The organism is uncultured Algoriphagus sp., assembly GCF_963974835.1.
In the GTDB taxonomy this organism is placed as follows: domain Bacteria; phylum Bacteroidota; class Bacteroidia; order Cytophagales; family Cyclobacteriaceae; genus Algoriphagus.
Genome location: NZ_CAXBET010000002.1, coordinates 220,569 through 238,029 on the forward strand (window position 1 = coordinate 220,569; position 17,461 = coordinate 238,029).

General features: G+C 40.0%; 14 protein-coding genes and 1 tRNA gene. 7 read left to right on the forward strand and 8 right to left on the reverse strand.

The window, feature by feature from the left end:
• Positions 1–195: 195 nt before the first annotated feature.
• Positions 196–269 (reverse strand) — tRNA-Ile (locus tag AACZ73_RS06985).
• A gap of 103 nt (positions 270–372) precedes the next feature.
• Between AACZ73_RS06985 and AACZ73_RS06990 the strand changes: the two genes are divergently transcribed.
• Positions 373–1,002: an HAD family phosphatase gene (locus AACZ73_RS06990; RefSeq protein ID WP_339876648.1), complete on the forward strand. Its 630-nt coding sequence runs from the start codon at positions 373–375 to the stop codon at positions 1,000–1,002.
• Positions 995–2,104: a site-2 protease family protein gene (locus AACZ73_RS06995; RefSeq protein ID WP_339876650.1), complete on the forward strand. Its 1,110-nt coding sequence runs from the start codon at positions 995–997 to the stop codon at positions 2,102–2,104. The genes AACZ73_RS06990 and AACZ73_RS06995 overlap by 8 nt, the downstream gene beginning before the upstream one ends.
• Positions 2,105–2,127: 23 nt before the next feature.
• Here AACZ73_RS06995 and AACZ73_RS07000 read toward each other — a convergent pair whose 3' ends face one another.
• The 6 genes from AACZ73_RS07000 to AACZ73_RS07025 form a co-directional block, all read right to left on the reverse strand.
• On the reverse strand, positions 2,128–2,424 hold the full coding sequence (locus AACZ73_RS07000) for a rhodanese-like domain-containing protein (protein WP_339876652.1): 297 nt from the start codon (positions 2,422–2,424) through the stop codon (positions 2,128–2,130).
• Between the two features lie 4 nt (positions 2,425–2,428).
• A complete protein-coding gene (locus tag AACZ73_RS07005) occupies positions 2,429–4,123 on the reverse strand; it encodes a T9SS type A sorting domain-containing protein (RefSeq protein WP_339876655.1) in 1,695 nt (564 codons plus the stop codon).
• A gap of 146 nt (positions 4,124–4,269) precedes the next feature.
• A complete protein-coding gene (locus tag AACZ73_RS07010) occupies positions 4,270–5,010 on the reverse strand; it encodes a PASTA domain-containing protein (RefSeq protein WP_339876656.1) in 741 nt (246 codons plus the stop codon).
• A gap of 146 nt (positions 5,011–5,156) precedes the next feature.
• Positions 5,157–8,234, reverse strand: coding sequence for a M43 family zinc metalloprotease (locus AACZ73_RS07015; protein ID WP_339876658.1), 3,078 nt, complete (start codon positions 8,232–8,234; stop codon positions 5,157–5,159).
• A gap of 11 nt (positions 8,235–8,245) precedes the next feature.
• Positions 8,246–8,494: a NifU family protein gene (locus AACZ73_RS07020; RefSeq protein ID WP_339876660.1), complete on the reverse strand. Its 249-nt coding sequence runs from the start codon at positions 8,492–8,494 to the stop codon at positions 8,246–8,248.
• A gap of 5 nt (positions 8,495–8,499) precedes the next feature.
• Positions 8,500–9,594, reverse strand: coding sequence for an Mrp/NBP35 family ATP-binding protein (locus AACZ73_RS07025; RefSeq protein ID WP_339876662.1), 1,095 nt, complete (start codon positions 9,592–9,594; stop codon positions 8,500–8,502).
• Between the two features lie 150 nt (positions 9,595–9,744).
• On the opposite strand from AACZ73_RS07025, the gene dnaG reads away from it, so the two are divergent.
• The 5 genes from dnaG (at position 9,745) to AACZ73_RS07050 (ending at position 16,548) form a co-directional block, all read left to right on the forward strand.
• Entirely contained in the window at positions 9,745–11,682 is a 1,938-nt protein-coding gene (dnaG, locus tag AACZ73_RS07030; protein WP_339876664.1) for a DNA primase, read from the forward strand.
• A gap of 86 nt (positions 11,683–11,768) precedes the next feature.
• Positions 11,769–12,980: a bifunctional 3,4-dihydroxy-2-butanone-4-phosphate synthase/GTP cyclohydrolase II gene (locus tag AACZ73_RS07035; RefSeq protein ID WP_339876665.1), complete on the forward strand. Its 1,212-nt coding sequence runs from the start codon at positions 11,769–11,771 to the stop codon at positions 12,978–12,980.
• 82 nt (positions 12,981–13,062) lie between these two features.
• The gene (locus AACZ73_RS07040) at positions 13,063–13,719 is read left to right on the forward strand and encodes a hypothetical protein (protein ID WP_339876667.1); all 657 of its coding nucleotides are present in this window, start codon (positions 13,063–13,065) and stop codon (positions 13,717–13,719) included.
• Complete coding sequence (gene surE / locus AACZ73_RS07045; RefSeq protein WP_339876668.1) at positions 13,720–14,505, forward strand: 5'/3'-nucleotidase SurE; 786 nt, start codon at positions 13,720–13,722, stop codon at positions 14,503–14,505.
• 81 nt (positions 14,506–14,586) lie between these two features.
• Entirely contained in the window at positions 14,587–16,548 is a 1,962-nt protein-coding gene (locus AACZ73_RS07050; protein WP_339876670.1) for an ATP-binding protein, read from the forward strand.
• Here AACZ73_RS07050 and AACZ73_RS07055 read toward each other — a convergent pair.
• Entirely contained in the window at positions 16,534–17,406 is an 873-nt protein-coding gene (locus AACZ73_RS07055) for an ABC transporter substrate-binding protein (protein ID WP_339876672.1), read from the reverse strand. The genes AACZ73_RS07050 and AACZ73_RS07055 overlap by 15 nt on opposite strands.
• Positions 17,407–17,461 lie beyond the last annotated feature (55 nt).

Here is a 17,461-nt window from a genome sequence, read left to right on the forward strand (position 1 = left end):
AGGGATAATGTTAACATCGACGATCTCCCCCTGTAGATTTAAGTTTCTAGGGGAGTGTTTGTGAATAGTTTTAAAGCATTTTTAATCAATAGCAAAAGTAATATTTTTTTACATCCTGTTTTTAAAAGATGATTGCCTTTGATGCAGACAAAAAAAAGCACTCACAACTAGATTTGTAAGTGCTTGATATTGAAGTGGGCCCACCTGGAATCGAACCAGGCACCTACTGATTATGAGTCAGTTGCTCTAACCGAATGAGCTATAGGCCCTTTACTATAAAAACTGTCAGTTTTGGCTTGTATTTGCCTTAAACCTTGGTTTTCGGAGTGCAATGTTACATATTTGAATGCAAATACACAACCCATATTTCAAATGAAAAATGCTATCGACGCAGACTTTTTGATTTTTGATCTCGGCAATGTCATCATAGATATTGATTCCAAGAAGGTTCTTCAGCTTATCAAACAGGAAATTCCCACTGAGTTTCATGGCAAGGTAGACAGCTTTTATCTTACTGATTTCCACAAGGATTATGAGGTAGGAAAGATAGATTCAAGTAGGTTTCGGCAGGAGATAAGAGACTACTTTCAGCAGGACTGGCATGACGAAAAAGTGGATGGATTTTGGAATAGTTTGTTGCTAAAAATTCCTGCAGAAAGATTGGAATTAATTTCTAAACTGAAGGAAAAATTTCAGATGGGGATCTTAAGTAACACAAATTCGATACACATCGAAGCTGTCAATAAAATTTTAAAATCAGATCATGGCTTAGAAAGTTTCGATCCTATGTTTGATTGGGTATTTCTAAGTCATGAAATGGGAGTGGCTAAACCTTCACCGGAGATTTACGAAAAAATGCTGGTTGACCTGGGTACATCAGGAGACCGTGTGATATTTTTTGATGATTTACACGCAAATATTGAGGGGGCTAAAGCTGTAGGTATTCAGGGGGTACATGTGACAGGGCCTGAAGTTATCTTCGATTATTTTAAAAATGTATAGCAACAAAGAATACCTGCGTCACGGTCTACTCTTTCTTGCCACACTTATCGCAACCACCTTGGCTGGAGGAGAGTGGGTTTATGGAAAATCTGTATTAGGAGAAGGAGATACATTTCTTTCCTGGGACTATTTCTTAAGGTCCACAGCTTTCTCTATCCCGTTTATAGGGATTTTATTGATCCATGAACTTGGTCATTTCTTCACATCGATATACCATAAGGTAAAGTGCACGCTACCATTCTTCATTCCGGGCTGGCTAGGATTCATAGGCATTCCCACTATAGGAACTTTCGGAGCGGTGATTCAAATGAAAGGATTTGTAAACAGTCGTAAGAAATTCTTTGACATTGGAGTAGCTGGTCCAATAGCAGGATTTGTAATCGCATTGTTTGTACTTATTTATGGTTTTTCTACACTTCCTGAGCTTGATTATATTTATTCCATTCATCCAGAATATGCAGATCCGGATTTTGCAGGATTTGATGAAGAAGCTTTTGATTTCGAATTGGGAAATAATCTGCTTTTTTGGAGCCTCGGAGAGCTTTTTGCGGATCCGGAGAGAATGCCTAACATGGCGGAAATAATACACTATCCGTATTTATTCGCGGGTTTCCTGGCTTTGTTTTTTACTGCCCTGAATCTTTTGCCAATTGGTCAGCTGGATGGTGGCCATGTGATTTTTGGTATTTTCCCAAAACGTCACAGAGAGATATCCATGGTGGCGTATATCCTCTTCATAGGCTATGCAGGGATAGGCATAATCAGTCCGTATTCGGCAATAGAAGATTTATTACTTTGGATTCCATTATATGTTGGGTTCCTCTTTGTTTGCTTCACAAAGTCAGGGCTAAGTTTCCAGAATAGGATCACCTTGGCATTATCCATTGCTGCTTTCCAATATGCTTTGGCCTTTGCGATTCCCAATATTGAAGGATATCAAGGGTGGTTGTTTTATGGCTTTTTGCTAGGGAGAGTAATGGGTTTAAGGCATCCGGAGGTTTCAGGCTATAAGGAATTGGATGGAAAAAGAAAAGTATTGGGAATATTGGCAATCGTGATTTTCATTCTCTGTTTTTCACCGAAGCCTTTTATTTTCGCATAAAAAACTCCCCGAAGGGAGTCATATTAAAGATTTCTATAAGCTAAAATTCCTCCGGTGGTATTTCTTACTTTTGAAAACCCTTTGGTCTCTAGGAATTTCTTTGCGTTCATACTTCTGGCACCGGACCGGCAGTGAACTACAATCTCTTCGTCTTTATAGGCTTCCAACTCGTCAAGTCTTGTCGGTAAATCTGCCAATGGGATATTTATAGCTCCCAAGTTGTCATCATCGTATTCCCATTCTTCACGAACATCAAGAAACACGAATTTTTCTTTATTATCCAGTCTGGATTTAAGGTCTTCTACGGTTATATCTTCCATATTATTATTTAACTAAAATTCTATACGATTTCATACCAGCATCTGTGGTCAAATTGACTACATAGACGCCTGGCCGCTGGCCTATAAAATTAACAATTTCTCCTTTGGAAGAAAGTTGATGCTCAAGAAAAATCTCTCTTCCGAAGGAATCATACACCCTTACTTCGCTAAACTTTCCTTCGAGATTTAGGAGTGTTTCTACAGGATTGGGATAAATAAGTAGGTCTTGATCCGGAGCGACGGACTCTTCAAATGGAGAGCTAATACTTATATGTGGCCTGATCATCAGTGAGCCTCGGACGTCATTGTTTTGAGCCCAAGCTCCCACTACGTTGTAAAATAGTTTGTCACCTTGATCATTCACTTTGTCCAGGCCTACGTGGATAAAGTCGTCTGTAAATTGCGCAAAGCCTACATAAAAATCTCCATTAACCCTGATATTTGTATCCAAGGAATAATATAGAAACTCTTGTCCAGCCTCTGTTTCAGCTATCAAATCTTCCCTGGTAAATATAGGTTCCTCATCAAGGTCTTTCCAGACTTTGATATCTATCGCTTGATTCGCTTGTCTAGGGTTGGTAAAGTTGATAGAAATTCCTTTGATATATACTTCCTGCGGAGTGGTGTAGCGTACCGCCAGCTGTCCTGATCTTTGATTGATCCCGGCAGCATAATCAGCCGAGCCATTATCATATGCAAAGTAATCCAACAATGGAAATAAAGTACTGACAGTGTCATTCACCGTATAATCAACACCGGAGAAGAAGGTAGTATCCCCAGAAGAAACTTCGTAAAACAGTCCATCCCCTGAAGTTAATGAAGTAATGATGTTCAAATTAGTTTCGCTAACCGGAACTGGCATTTCTTCAAATTCCCTACTTTCAAAGGCCCTTCTCTCTTGCGCATTAGGTACTGGATTAAAAGGTGTATTCAAATTAATAGGAGTGGTACTCATGGATGAAGAATCAATGGCAACTATAGAATATTCCATTGCGCGAAACCGATCTTCCAGATTATAAAATTCATTTTGGACGGTGCTCCAAAGTCCGTTTTGATTATTCTCTACTAATGCAAAAGGATAAGCTCCATAGTCTCCGATTCTAAGACCATTAATTTGTGTGAAGCTCCGGTCTCTATAGTTTAGATCATTCGCATTCCTTCCATCATTGAAATAAATGTAGTCAATGATCCAACTGTCAAAGGGTCCTGATTGTCTTCCCTCTGAAATAAAGCGGAATTGAAAATCAGCATGCTGCCACTCCGGTAAAATTTTAATTATTTCCTGTGTAAAAACTTCCCGGTCGAGTGCTACTCCGCCTACCTGACTCCAAATGGTCGACCAGCTTCCTTCCGCATTCAGAATCTGAAGTGAAAGCTGATCACCTTCATCTGGTAATTCAGCTCTTCCAGCAGCTTGCCAAAAGAAGCTTAAATAAAGACTTTCGCGCTCTATATTATTTAAGCTACTTAAATTAAAGGGCTTTGAAGTAATGTAATCTGATACTCCCTGATCCCGCTGGGTTAAAGAGTAAGGGTTGCCATTTTCATCGGCGCCGTCAAGTAGAATCATACCAATTGAAGGCGCATTCAAACCTATGGTTTCAGTATAAGATGCTCCATCTAATGTCCATTTGAGGGTGTCAATTCCCTGGGAAAAATCATCCCAGAAAGGAAGCGTATTCCCTTGCAGGATCCGCATGCTTAATTCAGCCTCGGATTGATTTTTAATTTTTTGATGTTGGACTGGGGCAAACTCTACCAATTGGCCATGGGCCCAAGTCGAAATGAAGAGACTAAAAATTAGTCCACTCACTCGAAATATATGGCTTGTGTTTAGCATTAAGCTTAGAGATTATCCTTGGCGATCCATAGATCTATTAATTCCCCTGTTTTCACTTGCACGGATGCAGAAGGAGCTTGTCGTAGGACCTTGCCAGGAGCTATAGAATCAGTATCAAGATAGTATTTATTACCCACTCTAAGGCTGGAACCCAAAATCAGAAACTCAGCGTCCACTTCGTCCATTCCTTTTAAATTAGGGACAGCGAGAATTTGATTTCCCAGACCATCACCAACTACCAAGTCAATTCTTGCACCTTTCGGAATTTCAAATCCTTCAGATACATCTACTCCACGGTACTTTTGTTCCAATACTACATTGGTAGCAATATCCGGAACGTAGACTATGTCTCCTCTTTCCAACCCCATGTTTGCTAAAATATCCTGCACATTCTTGAGGTGAGTATTTACCAAGTTTGGCATTTTCAGCATGGGTGGATTTTTAGCATTCAATGTGATATACACGGTTTTGCCAGTTTTCACCTGAGAATTTGCCTCTGGAATCTGTTTCAAAATAGCAAAGGTCTTTAAGTCAGTATTGAAGCCCGAGTCAAGGGATACTTCATAGTGAAGCCCTGCGCGATCTAACATATCCACTCCTTCATCATAAGTGTACCCTGACAAATCAGGTACTGAGACGGATTCGCCATGGTTAGTGTACATGGGAAGGTAGATTTTCAAAAAAAGGTAACCCAGTAAAATGGATATTCCGATGATCGCTAGAAGGTTGATTAATATCTTTTTCAAAAGAGAGGTTGAATGAAATGCCTGAGAAACTTTAATAGTTAAAGATAAGTGGGAAATTCAATCCTTACAACGAAGGTTTCCCCTAAAACTGGTGAAATCTTAAGGCAAAAAATAAGCCGAAGAGGATTTCTTCGGCTTATTTTTGATTAATTAATGATGAGCCTTTTTGTTTCCCTTATCGTATTGCTGGATATTTTTACAATAAACACCCCTTTGGAAAACAACTGTGTACTGAATGAATAAGTCTGGTTTAGTGTGCCTGGATATTCAATTTCCTGGACTAGAGCACCTGTACTCGAGATGACCTGAATAGTAACATCTTCAAAATCCTGTAAGTTGAAAGCAACATTAAATACATCACGTGCCGGGTTAGGATAGATCAATGACATTCCTACTGCAGGTATCACCGGTTCTGGGTTTGCGTTTAAAAAGAGCTCAATGTTGTCCAAATAAATAGGAGAGTCCGATGTACTACCATTTTCAACTACAAAGGCCAACCTTACAGCGGTTTTTCCAGATCCGGCAAATTCAGTTAGATTAATGAATTTGCGAACGTAATCTCCCGTGCTGTTAGGATTGGATTCACCGACTGAGACAGTAGAAAGATCTGCTCCGCTGGCCGCCCAAACTTCGGTATAGTCATTTCCTCCATTATCACTTGCCAATACTTTTAAAGTAGTATTAGGTCCCACTTGCCCAACTGACAAATCGAAGAAAATGCTGGCCTGCCGACTCACTGACAGGTCAAAAATTGGAGTTCCTAACCAATAGGATTCGCCATTTTTGACTGTTGAAAGTCTGGCTACGTTATTAGGACCTTCGCCCATAGACACTGATGATACCGTCCATGATTGGTCGTCAGATTCAGGATTAATTGTTTGCCAAGGAGTTAACGCAGTTGAATTATTGAAATTTTGCCTCCATGGAGCTTGAATAGAATCTTCATTAACTATTACAAATTCCTCTATACTGTCGGAATTATTCCCATTCTGATCGAAATTTGGAAGCGAGGCCACAAATTCCAACTTGTTCTTTCCTGTCGATGTAGAGTTTGGCGTACTCACGTCAAAGCTTTCACCAGGCTGTACTGTGATCCCACTAGCCACATAAGTTTGTGTGCCAGCATCATTAGTGCTCGTAGAATATAGGAAACTTGAAAAAGGTAGATTACCTCTGTTTGTTAATGTGACTACTTCAGCTTCATTTTTTCCGTCAGAAATAGGAGTTGGAGAAACTATAGAATCTATACTGATATCGTAGTTGAATTCTTCATTTGGAAGAATTCTGATGTTCTTAATGTAGATATTATTACCGTAAGAGTTTTCAGTGATAAATGCCAGTCGAATTGATCCCAGATCGGAATATTCTGAAAGATTCACTAGTTCCGTTCTGAACTGGCTGTCATCCGTCGGTATAAATTCATCTAGAGTGGCAGGTGAAGTCTCCAAAAGCTGTCCACTTTTATTATAAGGAGCATTTGCAATATCAAAGGTATTGCCACAGTCTTGAGAAATCGCCACTAGCAGCCTATCCGTAAATCCATCCTGGTCATACTGGGCATACGCCATTTCAAATATCAATTGGGCATTTGGATATTGAGCCAAGTTGATGATAGGGGATATGTAATAGTCTAGCTGTCCTTGAGCATCATATTCGTAATGTCTCACGTATGCCAAGTCCTGAACAGTCCCTGAAATAGTCAGGCTATTCTTTTCCCAAGTCATCAGTTCGTCCGGATTAGAGATTGACCAAGGAGAAGGGAAGGTGCTTAGATCAGCCGAATAAGGAAGGGTTATGGGTTGTTCAAGTACAGGAGATACAGTTAGGCTGTTATTTGTAGTGACCTCATCGGTCACATTATTTACCTGTGTGATTCTGAATTCAAGGTTATTGGTAGGTCCTACAAGTGTCAACTGGTTGAAATTTACAATTTCACTTTCTCCAGTCGTAAGGTTAAAAGTAACCCTTTTGGATTCTACCAAGACTCCATTTCTTCTCAATTCTACTCTGCCGGAAGTCAATACATTTTCTCCTGCATTGAGAATTTCTATAGATGGGTTGATTACCGCATCACAGACAAAATCACCTGGCTCAATTATTCTGGCTATAGCCAAATCGTTTTGAGCGAGTATTGGTTCTTGGGTAGCTCTGTTGTTAATCAAAGTCACTCTTCTTGGACTATTTGCAAGCACCACTTCAAACCTTTCTACCTGACCTTGGGTAAACAAATTCATACAGGCATCAGGTGTATAATCCATATAATTCTGGATCATATCATTGGAATCACAGCTGAATCTAGAGACATTAGAACTACAGGCATTGTTGGAATTGTCCTGAAGAGGAGTGTCTTCTACAAAGTCATCGACACCACATCCACCATCACCCCAAATGTGTCTTAAGCCAAAGAAATGACCAACTTCATGAGTTGCTGTACGTCCTAAAGATGCTGCAACCGCACTTCCACCTCTGCCAAAATATCTATAATCTATTACCACTCCGTCAGTAAGAGCTGAAGATGGAGCTCCTTCCAGACCAGGCAAGTCAGAGACAGGGAATGAAGAATAACCAATATATGGGCTTAATAATGGAGCCACATACATGTTCATGTATTCATTTGGATCCCACTGTATAAGTTGGGCGAGCAACGTCGCATCATTATTGGGATCGTAGGAGGATTTTGAGCCTTGAGTTCTGGTGATTCCATCACTAGGCAGTCCTGAAGGGTCTTGCTTGGCAAGAACAAATTCTATATTAATTTGTCCGGCAAAGGGAAGGAATTCTGCCGGAGTGTTGACAGCATCAGCATTGAGACGCTGAAAATCTTCATTCAAGATTCGGATCTGTTCCAGGATTTGTGATTCTGGAACATTTGTACCTACTCCTTCGGATGCTCCCGTGTGGATCACGTGTACTACAACCGGAATCTGGATTAAATCTGCGTTTGTTCTTGATAGGATTTGAGATTGAAAGGTATCGTCTTCTATCTTATCATTTATCCATTTCTCGAAAAAGGGTTTTGAGCCAAAATAGCCTAATTCCTTTTCCATTTTTTGTTCAATAATCACATGACCACATTGTTCCCTGTGTGTGTGGGAGTTGGTCTGATTTAGCTGATTTGTGAGTTCAAAGGTCTGGGATTGCTGAGCAAAGCCTGATGAAAACACGAAAAGCGCTCCCAGCAGGAGCATACTGGCTTTGTCAATTACCCGTAAACCTTTTTTCATTCAAAATCTAATTAGGCGATAGTTAGGTTGACGGCTTCCACACGGGTGATTTCAGGAATAGCCCGCTTAATGGCTTCTTCTACGCCAGCTTTTAATGTCATGGTCGACATAGGGCAAGAGCCACATGAACCTAATAATTCAAGTTTCAATACCATGTCATCAGTAAGCTCTACTATCCTCACATTACCTCCATCTGCTTCCAGATATGGTCGAATTGTGTCTAGTGCAAATTCTATTTGTTCTCTTAGTTCTGGTTGCATATTCATTAAGCTTTAATTTCCACCACTTCAGTTTTTTCCGAAGAGGCATTTCTTATGGCAATTTGTCTGGCGATTTCTTCTGCCAAATTCATGTATGATTCTTGGGTAATGCCGGTTTTCAATACTGCTGGATAGCCTGAATCCCCACTTTCCCTAATACTTTGTACTATTGGAATTTCACCTAAGAATGGTACGGAGTATTTTTCGGCCAATCTTCTTCCACCTTCTTTTCCGAATAAATAATACTTATTATTAGGCAATTCTTCGGGCGTAAAATAAGCCATATTTTCAATAACACCTAAGATAGGTACGTTAATTTGGGGCTGGCGAAACATGGACAAACCCTTGTTCGCATCTGCCAAGGCGACTTTCTGTGGTGTAGTGACGATTACGGCACCCGTCACAGGTACAGTTTGCACCATAGTCAGGTGAATATCGGAAGTTCCTGGTGGCAAATCAATTAGTAAATAATCCAGTTCACCCCACTCTACATCAGAGATAAACTGCTTTAATGCGGAACTGGCCATGGGACCTCTCCACACCACTGCACTGTCTACAGGAGTAAGAAAACCTATTGACATTAGCTTCACTCCATATTGCTCAATAGGAACGATGATGTTTTTATCACCAACTTTTTTAACAGCTGGTTGCTCTGCTTCCACATTGAACATGGTAGGAATAGAAGGGCCTGAAATATCTGCATCAATCAAACCCACTTTAGCGCCAAGCTTAGCCAACGAAACGGCAAGATTTGCAGCTGTTGTTGATTTACCAACTCCTCCTTTACCGGATGCAATGGCAATGATGTTTTTCACCTGAGGTAAAATTGGAGCTGCATTTCTCACTGTAGTTACCTGTGAAGTCATGAAAAGATCCCATTCAGGCTCTTTGCCAAAATCTTCTTCCAGCACTTCCAGGCAATTATTCTTGATCACCTCCTTAAGAGGACAAGCGGGAGTAGTGAGAACTACGTTGAAGCTTATTTTATTACCGTTGATTTCAATTTTCTGTATCATACCCAGAGTCACCAGATCCTTTTTTAGATCCGGGTCTTGTACTCTGGAAAGTGTTCTGAGGATATTCTCCTTCGTTAACTGCATGGGGTGAATGTTGTAATTTTTCGCAATTTAGAGCTTAATGACTTCTAAATAAAGAACGAATTAAATCTATTGTATTTCTGAACTTGATGAAAAGCTAAATAGTTCTCATTTTTTAGAATGAGCGCTTAACTTTGCCTCATTCATTTTCCTATGGGCATCAGCAAACTTACTACGGACAGGGTCAAAGAACGCATGGACATCGAAGAGGTGATCGGCGATTATTTACCTATGAAAAAGAAAGGCCAGAATCTTTGGGCCAACTGTCCGTTCCATGGGGAAAAAACGCCTTCATTCTCAATTTCCCCTGCTAAGCAAATCTATAAATGCTTTGGCTGTGGGAAAGCTGGAGATCCTATACAGTTTGTGATGGATATTGAGGGGATAGGCTTTCAAGAAGCGATAAAACACATTGCTGGTAGGTATGGAATAGAAGTAGAAGAGGACGAGACCCGCACTCCTGAGCAGAATGAAGCCCAGAATGAACGGGAAAGCTTATTGATTGCTTTAGGTTTTGCCCGTGATTTTTTTGTCAAAAACCTCCAAACTGCTGAAGGGAAATCAATAGGCTTAAGCTATTTCAAGGAGCGGGGTTTTACTTCGTCGATTATTGAAAAGTTTGACTTGGGATATGCCCTAGATGGTTGGGATAATTTGCTGAATGCTGCAAAATCTGCAGGATTCAAAGAGGATGTTTTATTGAAAGCTGGATTAATCCTTCAAAAGGAAGGGGATGCATCCCGTGTCTACGATCGGTTCAGAAATCGGGTAATTTTTGCAATTCACAATATTTCCGGCAAGCCACTGGGTTTTGGTGCGCGAATTCTCACCAAGGATAAGAGTCAACCCAAGTATATAAATTCTCCGGAGACGCCTGTCTATCACAAAAGCGATGTGTTATACGGCATGTTTCAGGCGAAAAAGGCAATCAGGGAGAAAGACAATTGCTATCTAGTAGAAGGCTACACTGATGTGGTAAGTCTTCATCTTTCTGGAATTGAAAATGTGGTGGCATCTTCAGGTACATCGCTTACCGATGGTCAGATTAAACTAATCAAGCGCTTTACAGATCAGGTTACCGTGCTTTATGATGGAGACACCGCGGGTATCAAAGCTTCCCTTCGTGGGATAGATTTATTGCTGGAGGGTGGGCTGAATGTGAAAGCTGTCGTTTTTCCTGATGGGGAAGATCCGGATAGTTATTCAAGAAAAGTCGGTTCTCAGGCATTTCATGATTACCTGGAAAACAATAGCCGAGATTTCATTGGCTTTAAAATCGGATTATACAAAGAGGAGTTTACCAAAAACCCAATTCGGAAAGCGGAAGTAATCCGGGAGGTAGTTCAAAGCATCGGAAAAATTCCTGATCCGATTATTCGTTCTGTTTATGCGAAAGAAGCTTCAGGGCTTTTAGGGATAGAGGAGGATATAATCCATGCCGAGCTGAATAAGATTTTGCTCAAAGGGCAAAAGGAGAATTTTAACAAACAAAAGGATGACATCTTTGCCGAGCAGGCAGTACATGAACTGATTCCGGAGGAGACTGCTACTTCATTCTCTGAAATTCTTAAAATTCAGGAGAGGGAGATGATCAGGATTCTCGTCAATTACGGTTGGCAAAAGCTGAGTGATGAGGAAACGCACTTGTGCCAATATTTGCTTTCAGAGACAGAAGATCTGGAGTTTACCATTCCAATATATAGTAGAATTCTAAATCTGTACAGAAATAGTTTGGCGCAAGGGGAAATACCTACCTCTGAGTACTTTATTGGACTTGGGGACCAAGAGCTTCAAAAAGAAGTAATTGACTTGGTGACAGTGCGTCACGAAGTTTCACACCATTGGACTGATACCCACCAGATAATAATAGGAACCGAATCGGATGATCTCACGGTCACAGGGTTTAAATCCATATTAAGGTTGAAGAAAAAGATGGTGCAGAAGCTGATGGAAGAGGCCAAGGAGAAAATAAAAAACGCAGAGTCGGAGCATCTTTCAGAGGATAAAGTAAATGAGTTTCAGGTAATCTATTTCGAACTGAAGAAAGTACAGCTGGAGATCGATAAGGAGCTAGGAATAGTCATTGGCTAAAACCAAACTTTATTTGGCTTCATCCTGTTTAAGATTCGAAAGCGTGTAAATTTGCTTTTCAAAGAACTAATCCAAACACAAATTTCGTGGAAAAATATATTCTGGATCCCATAGAAGATGCTATTGAAGCTATCAAAAATGGTGAAGTGATCATCGTAGTGGATGATGAAGACAGAGAAAATGAAGGTGATTTCGTCTGCGCAGCAGAGACAGTGACACCTGAGATCATCAATTTCATGGCTACGCATGGGCGAGGTTTGATCTGTGCTCCTTTGATAGAAGACCGTTGTGAAAAACTAGGTCTGGAGATGATGGTGGGTAACAATACGGCAGCGTTTGAAACGCCTTTTACCGTATCTGTTGATTTGATTGGCCATGGTTGTACGACTGGTATTTCAGCTTCAGATAGAGCTAAGACAATAAAAGCACTTGTCGATGATTCTATTGACCCAAACGAACTCGGCAAACCAGGTCATATCTTCCCGCTTAAAGCTAAAAGAGGTGGCGTGCTCAGAAGAGCTGGACACACAGAAGCAGCGATCGATTTGTCCCGCTTAGCTGGATTTTCTCCTGCAGGAGTTTTGGTGGAAATAATGAACGAAGATGGAACAATGGCTCGTCTTCCGGATTTGGTTGAGGTAGCAAAGAAATTTAATCTGAAGTTGATTTCTATTAAAGATTTGATTGCTTATCGACTGAAGCACGAGTCACTTATTAAGCGGGAAATCGGAGTAGATTTACCTACTGATTTTGGTGATTTTGAGTTAATAGCCTTTCGTCAGACAAACACCCAGGAACTGCATTTAGCCTTGCTTAAAGGTAAATGGGAGAAAGACGAGCCTATTTTGGTTCGGGTACATTCTTCATGCATGACTGGCGATATATTCGGATCTTGCAGATGTGACTGTGGACCTCAGCTCCATGGTGCTATGCAGATGGTGCAGAAAGAAGGTAAGGGAGTCATTCTGTACATGAATCAAGAGGGTAGAGGAATTGGGCTAATCAACAAACTCAAAGCTTATAAACTTCAGGAAGAGGGAATGGACACTGTACAGGCTAATCTCGCTCTTGGACTTCCTTCGGACAGTAGGGATTATGGTGTAGGTGCCCAGATTTTAAGAGATCTGGAAGTTAGAAAATTACGACTGATCTCTAACAATCCTCAGAAGCGAGTAGGATTGCTTGGCTATGGCCTCGAAATCGTAGAACAAGTTCCTATTGAAATCGCCCCTAATGTGCACAATGAAAAGTATCTCCAAACAAAAAGAGATAAAATGGGACACAATATATTGAAATAAAATCCTGTTGTAATCTTGAAATTTGTCAATAATATTTAATGATTTCAACCTGAAAATTCATTATTGCGTAAATAGAACCATGATGGAAACTGTAAAAAAATTAATTTTCTCTCTTAGTGTGCTATATCTGAGCATCGGGTCGTCTTTTGCGCAGAATCAATTCCCTTCCCAAATTTGGCATAAGGGGAATATTTATTCAGCAGATGGACAGGTGTACGGAGGTCAGATCAAATATGACTTAGAAAACAACGTAGTCCAATTGCAGGATAAAACTGTGAATACCTTTACAGCCGCAAATGTTACTTATTTTGAGCTATTCGATGAAGTTTATGGCGGAATTCGGAAGTTTTTCAGCTTGCCTTATTCCTTGAATAGTGATTACGAAACTCCCATGTTCTTTGAGGTGCTTACCGAAGGAGACGATTTGGCGTTGCTTTGTAGGGAATATGTAGCAACCGACTCGCGAGGAATGAATTCCTACGGAATGATGGGAGGCTATGGGATGAATCCATTTTATAGTCCGCAATCTATGATGGGTTACAGATTAGCATTCAAATACTATTTTTTGAAGAACGGCAAAATTGAACAGTACAGCATGAAGAAAAAAGATCTTTTTGAAATGCTACCCGGTCATGATGATCAGATTTCACTTTTTATGCGCAAAAACCGCTTAGATTATGACAAGAGGGGAGATCTTCTTCGCATAACAGCCTATTACAACGAATTGAATCAAAACTAAATGTCCAAGCCTTTAATTCTCGTCTCAAATGACGACGGGATCACCTCCAAAGGGATACGTGTTCTAGTATCTGCTATGAAAAAACTTGGGGATGTGGTCGTGGTAGCTCCTGATAGTCCACAGTCTGGAATGGGGCATGCCATTACAATAGGAGAAACTTTACGTTTAGAAGAGGTGGAGATTTTTGAGGGAGTAAAAGCCTACAAATCTAGTGGTACTCCTGCAGATTGTGTGAAACTGGCAAAGCACTATGTGATGAAGGATAAAAGTCCTGATCTAATAGTTAGTGGGATCAATCATGGTTCTAATACGTCCATTTCAGTTCTTTACTCCGGTACTATGTCCGCAGCAATTGAAGGCGCTATGGAAGGTTACCCATCAATTGGGTTTAGTTTATGCGATTTCTCTTCAAATGCAGAATTTTCTCATGTGGAAGAGTGGGTGGAGAAGATTGCAAAGCAAGTATTGGAAGGGGGAATTCCAAAAGGGATAGCGCTAAATGTAAATTTTCCACCGAAACAAAACGAGGAAATCAAAGGGATAAAAGTTTGTCGTCAGGCAGAAGCCAAATGGCAGGAAGAATTTGATGAGCGATTTGATCCTAATGGGCGAAAGTATTTTTGGCTGGCTGGTAATTTTGTGAATTTTGATAAGGGTGAGGATAATGATGAATGGGCGATCGCTAACAACTATGTTTCCATAGTTCCCTGTCAATATGATTTGACTGCTCATCATGCAATTACCCAGATAAACAAAGATTGGAATTGGGAAGAACTTAAAAAGTAGATAGCCTGCGGACTTTCAATTTTATTTATTGAGATTAGCTTATTTTGCTTATTTTCACCGTTGTAAAATGATAAATACCGCTTGAATTCGAAATCATACTCTTTTCTGTTTTTTGTCCTGTATTTTGTTGCTTTTGCATCTACAGGTACGTTTGCACAGATCCCTAACGTAGATAGTCTTAAAAACATTCTCCCTGACTCCAACGGGGAAGAAAGGTTGAGCACTCTTAATGAGTTGTCATTTTACCTTCGTGAAATCGAACAGCATGCAGCCTTTAATTATGCCTTAGAAGCTGAAAAACTTGCTCAAAAACTTGAGAACAAGTCAGAAGAAGCAAAAGCTAAGGAAAATCTTGGCTGGATATATTACCGCAGAGGAAAGTGGCAAAAATCTTTTGACTATTCAAAATCTGCCTATGTCCTTTCTATGGAGGCTAATAACTTGGAACAGGCAGCAAAGGTCATGAATAGCATGGGAGCTCTTTACTATGAGCAACAAAGTTATTCCCAGGCGATTGAGCAGTTTAAGAATGCGTATGCAATAAGTATGAAGACTGGCGATCTCTACACTATGATTAGAAGTCTGAATAATGTTGCATTTAACTTCTTAGCTAAAAATGAATTGGATTCTTCCAAATACTATGCGCTGAAGGCTATTGAAACGAATGTAAATGCTGGGTCACCTTACTTACTTTCATTTTCTAACCGTGTATTAGGAGATATTTTTTTACAAAGAAATCAACTTGATTCCGCTGAAATAATTTACTTAAAAGCATTGGAAAATGGAAGAATCCAGAATCTGACTACTTTCCAAGCTAGTGTACTCCATCGGTTGGGGAAAACCTACCTTTTGAATGGCAAACTAGAAAACGCTAAGAGCATTCTGCTCGAGGGAATAGAATTGTCGAGCAATAATAACCTTCTGGATGAACTTGCAAAAAGCCATAAATACCTTGCTGATTATTACCGGATAAATGGCGATTACCAGAAAGCATTCGAGGAACAATCAAAATTTGTGGTTTTAAATGATTCCCTCGTAAATCAAGCCAGCAAAGATAGACTGGCACTAATGCAAGGCATGTTTCAGGATGATTTGGATCAGTCCGAATTAGACTTGCTGGTTGCTCAGAATGAGCATCAACAGACAAGATTGGAAATGAATAGAAGAGTGATGGTCTTGATTGGAGTTGCATCACTTTTGATTTTAGGGCTTTTGATTTGGCTCTTTTTGCTTAACCGAAATATCAAAAAATACAATCGTCATCTGGTGTCCCAAAAGAAACAGATTTTCAAGCAAAATGAAGATCTCGAGGCCAAGTCAAGCCAACTTCAAGAAATAAATCAGACTAAGAATAAGCTTTTCTCTATAGTTGGACATGATCTGAGAGGCCCAGTAGGGCAGGTAAAATCTTTGGTTGATTTGCTTATTTCAGGACAATTGGAAAAGGATGAGTTTGAAGATCTTGTTCAAAATCTAAAGAAAGATGTTGATTCCGTTTATTTCACTTTAAATAATACACTGAAATGGTCAATGGCCCAGATGGAAGGATTTAAACTGAATAAAGTGAATTTTAATCTTGCCGATCTAGTAGGGGCCAATGTTAGACTAATTAAGCCTAAGCTCAAGGAAAAATCTCTTGATATTGAATATTCCTCATATTACGATGATTTGGATATTTTTGCTGACAGGGATCTGATTGAGGTGGTGATCAGAAATATATTGAACAATGCAGTGAAATTCTCTAAGCCTGGAGACGTAATCATGCTTTCCGCAGATTTGGAAAATGACATGGTTGTTTTCTGTATAGAAGACCAAGGAATTGGTATGAGTGAAATTCAAATTAATGAGTTACTCACAGAGGATTATGTGATCACTAATTCAAAATTAGGTACCAACAGGGAGAAAGGTTCTGGTTTAGGCTTACAGATCTGTAAGGAATTCACCCGTATGAATGGTGGGGAATTACTGATTAGAAGTGAAGAGGGACAGGGTACTAAAGTGTGTATTAAAGTTCCAGGCAGCAAAGTTTTAGTCAACAATTAGCACATTCCCTGTAGTAAGGAATTCATCAAATGGAATTCCTTTAGAAATTATCTCCAAGCTTTTCATGGTTTTCATCGAATTCATCAGCTGACTTCCTAAGATCTTCGCGTCTGTAGCCCAAGTTGTTTGAGATAACCATTCCTTCACATCGTTGGTATTTAACTCGTAATTTTTGGAAATATCTTCAATAGCGGAGGCACTACTTTGAAGGTTCAGGGCTTCTTGATACACTAAATCTCTTAGTTGATAGATAGTATCACCAAATTCCGACAGGGCTTTTTCTGTAACGATAATAGCGAAACAAGGCCAAGGGCTTGACACTTCTCCTATTCTTTTCATTTCCTGAGAATCTACCCAAGGTTTGGTGGTATATTTTTCCCAAAGAAACATTTCTGGCTTCTCTGGAGTCATTACTTCTAATGCTCCTGAGAGATTATTTACAATTTTAAAATTCAATTTTTCCGCATCCCAGCCTTCTCTCTCTGCAAGCACATAGCTCATCAGCTGCGATCCTGAGCCTTCTCTGCTAATCAAAAAAGTAGGATGATTTATTTCTTCGAGTGAGTTTACTGGGGAATCACCCGAAATATGGATTCCCCATGTCAGTGGAGACTTTACATGAAGACCAATCATTCTGGATGGATTTCCAGCTTCAAAATCTTTCAAGAAACTTTCTGTTAGAACAAGTGCTATGTCTGTATTATCTTCCCTAAGATCCTTGTTCATTTGACCAGATCCTCTGGATTCGTCAGTCCAGAGCAATCTTATACCTTCTTTTTCGAAAGGTTGTGTAGCCACAACCTTTTTCCAAGGGAAATTAAAATGCTCAGGAACTCCGGTGATTCTAAGGATTTTCATAGTTCGTTTTTTTCTTCCGCCAAAGGTAAGAACCGGCAGGTAAAACAAATTCCCG

What these genes read in the sequence shown, in the direction of transcription:
- AACZ73_RS06990 (WP_339876648.1), top strand. Translation starts at nt 373, where the DNA reads ATGAAAAATGCTATCGACGCAGACTTTTTGATTTTTGATCTCGGCAAT.
- AACZ73_RS06995 (WP_339876650.1), top strand. Translation starts at nt 995, where the DNA reads ATGTATAGCAACAAAGAATACCTGCGTCACGGTCTACTCTTTCTTGCC.
- AACZ73_RS07000 (WP_339876652.1), bottom strand. Translation starts at nt 2,424, where the DNA reads ATGGAAGATATAACCGTAGAAGACCTTAAATCCAGACTGGATAATAAA.
- AACZ73_RS07005 (WP_339876655.1), bottom strand. Translation starts at nt 4,123, where the DNA reads ATGCGGATCCTGCAAGGGAATACGCTTCCTTTCTGGGATGATTTTTCC.
- AACZ73_RS07015 (WP_339876658.1), bottom strand. Translation starts at nt 8,234, where the DNA reads ATGAAAAAAGGTTTACGGGTAATTGACAAAGCCAGTATGCTCCTGCTG.
- AACZ73_RS07020 (WP_339876660.1), bottom strand. Translation starts at nt 8,494, where the DNA reads ATGCAACCAGAACTAAGAGAACAAATAGAATTTGCACTAGACACAATT.
- AACZ73_RS07025 (WP_339876662.1), bottom strand. Translation starts at nt 9,594, where the DNA reads ATGCAGTTAACGAAGGAGAATATCCTCAGAACACTTTCCAGAGTACAA.
- dnaG (WP_339876664.1), top strand. Translation starts at nt 9,745, where the DNA reads ATGGGCATCAGCAAACTTACTACGGACAGGGTCAAAGAACGCATGGAC.
- AACZ73_RS07040 (WP_339876667.1), top strand. Translation starts at nt 13,063, where the DNA reads ATGGAAACTGTAAAAAAATTAATTTTCTCTCTTAGTGTGCTATATCTG.
- surE (WP_339876668.1), top strand. Translation starts at nt 13,720, where the DNA reads ATGTCCAAGCCTTTAATTCTCGTCTCAAATGACGACGGGATCACCTCC.
- AACZ73_RS07055 (WP_339876672.1), bottom strand. Translation starts at nt 17,406, where the DNA reads ATGAAAATCCTTAGAATCACCGGAGTTCCTGAGCATTTTAATTTCCCT.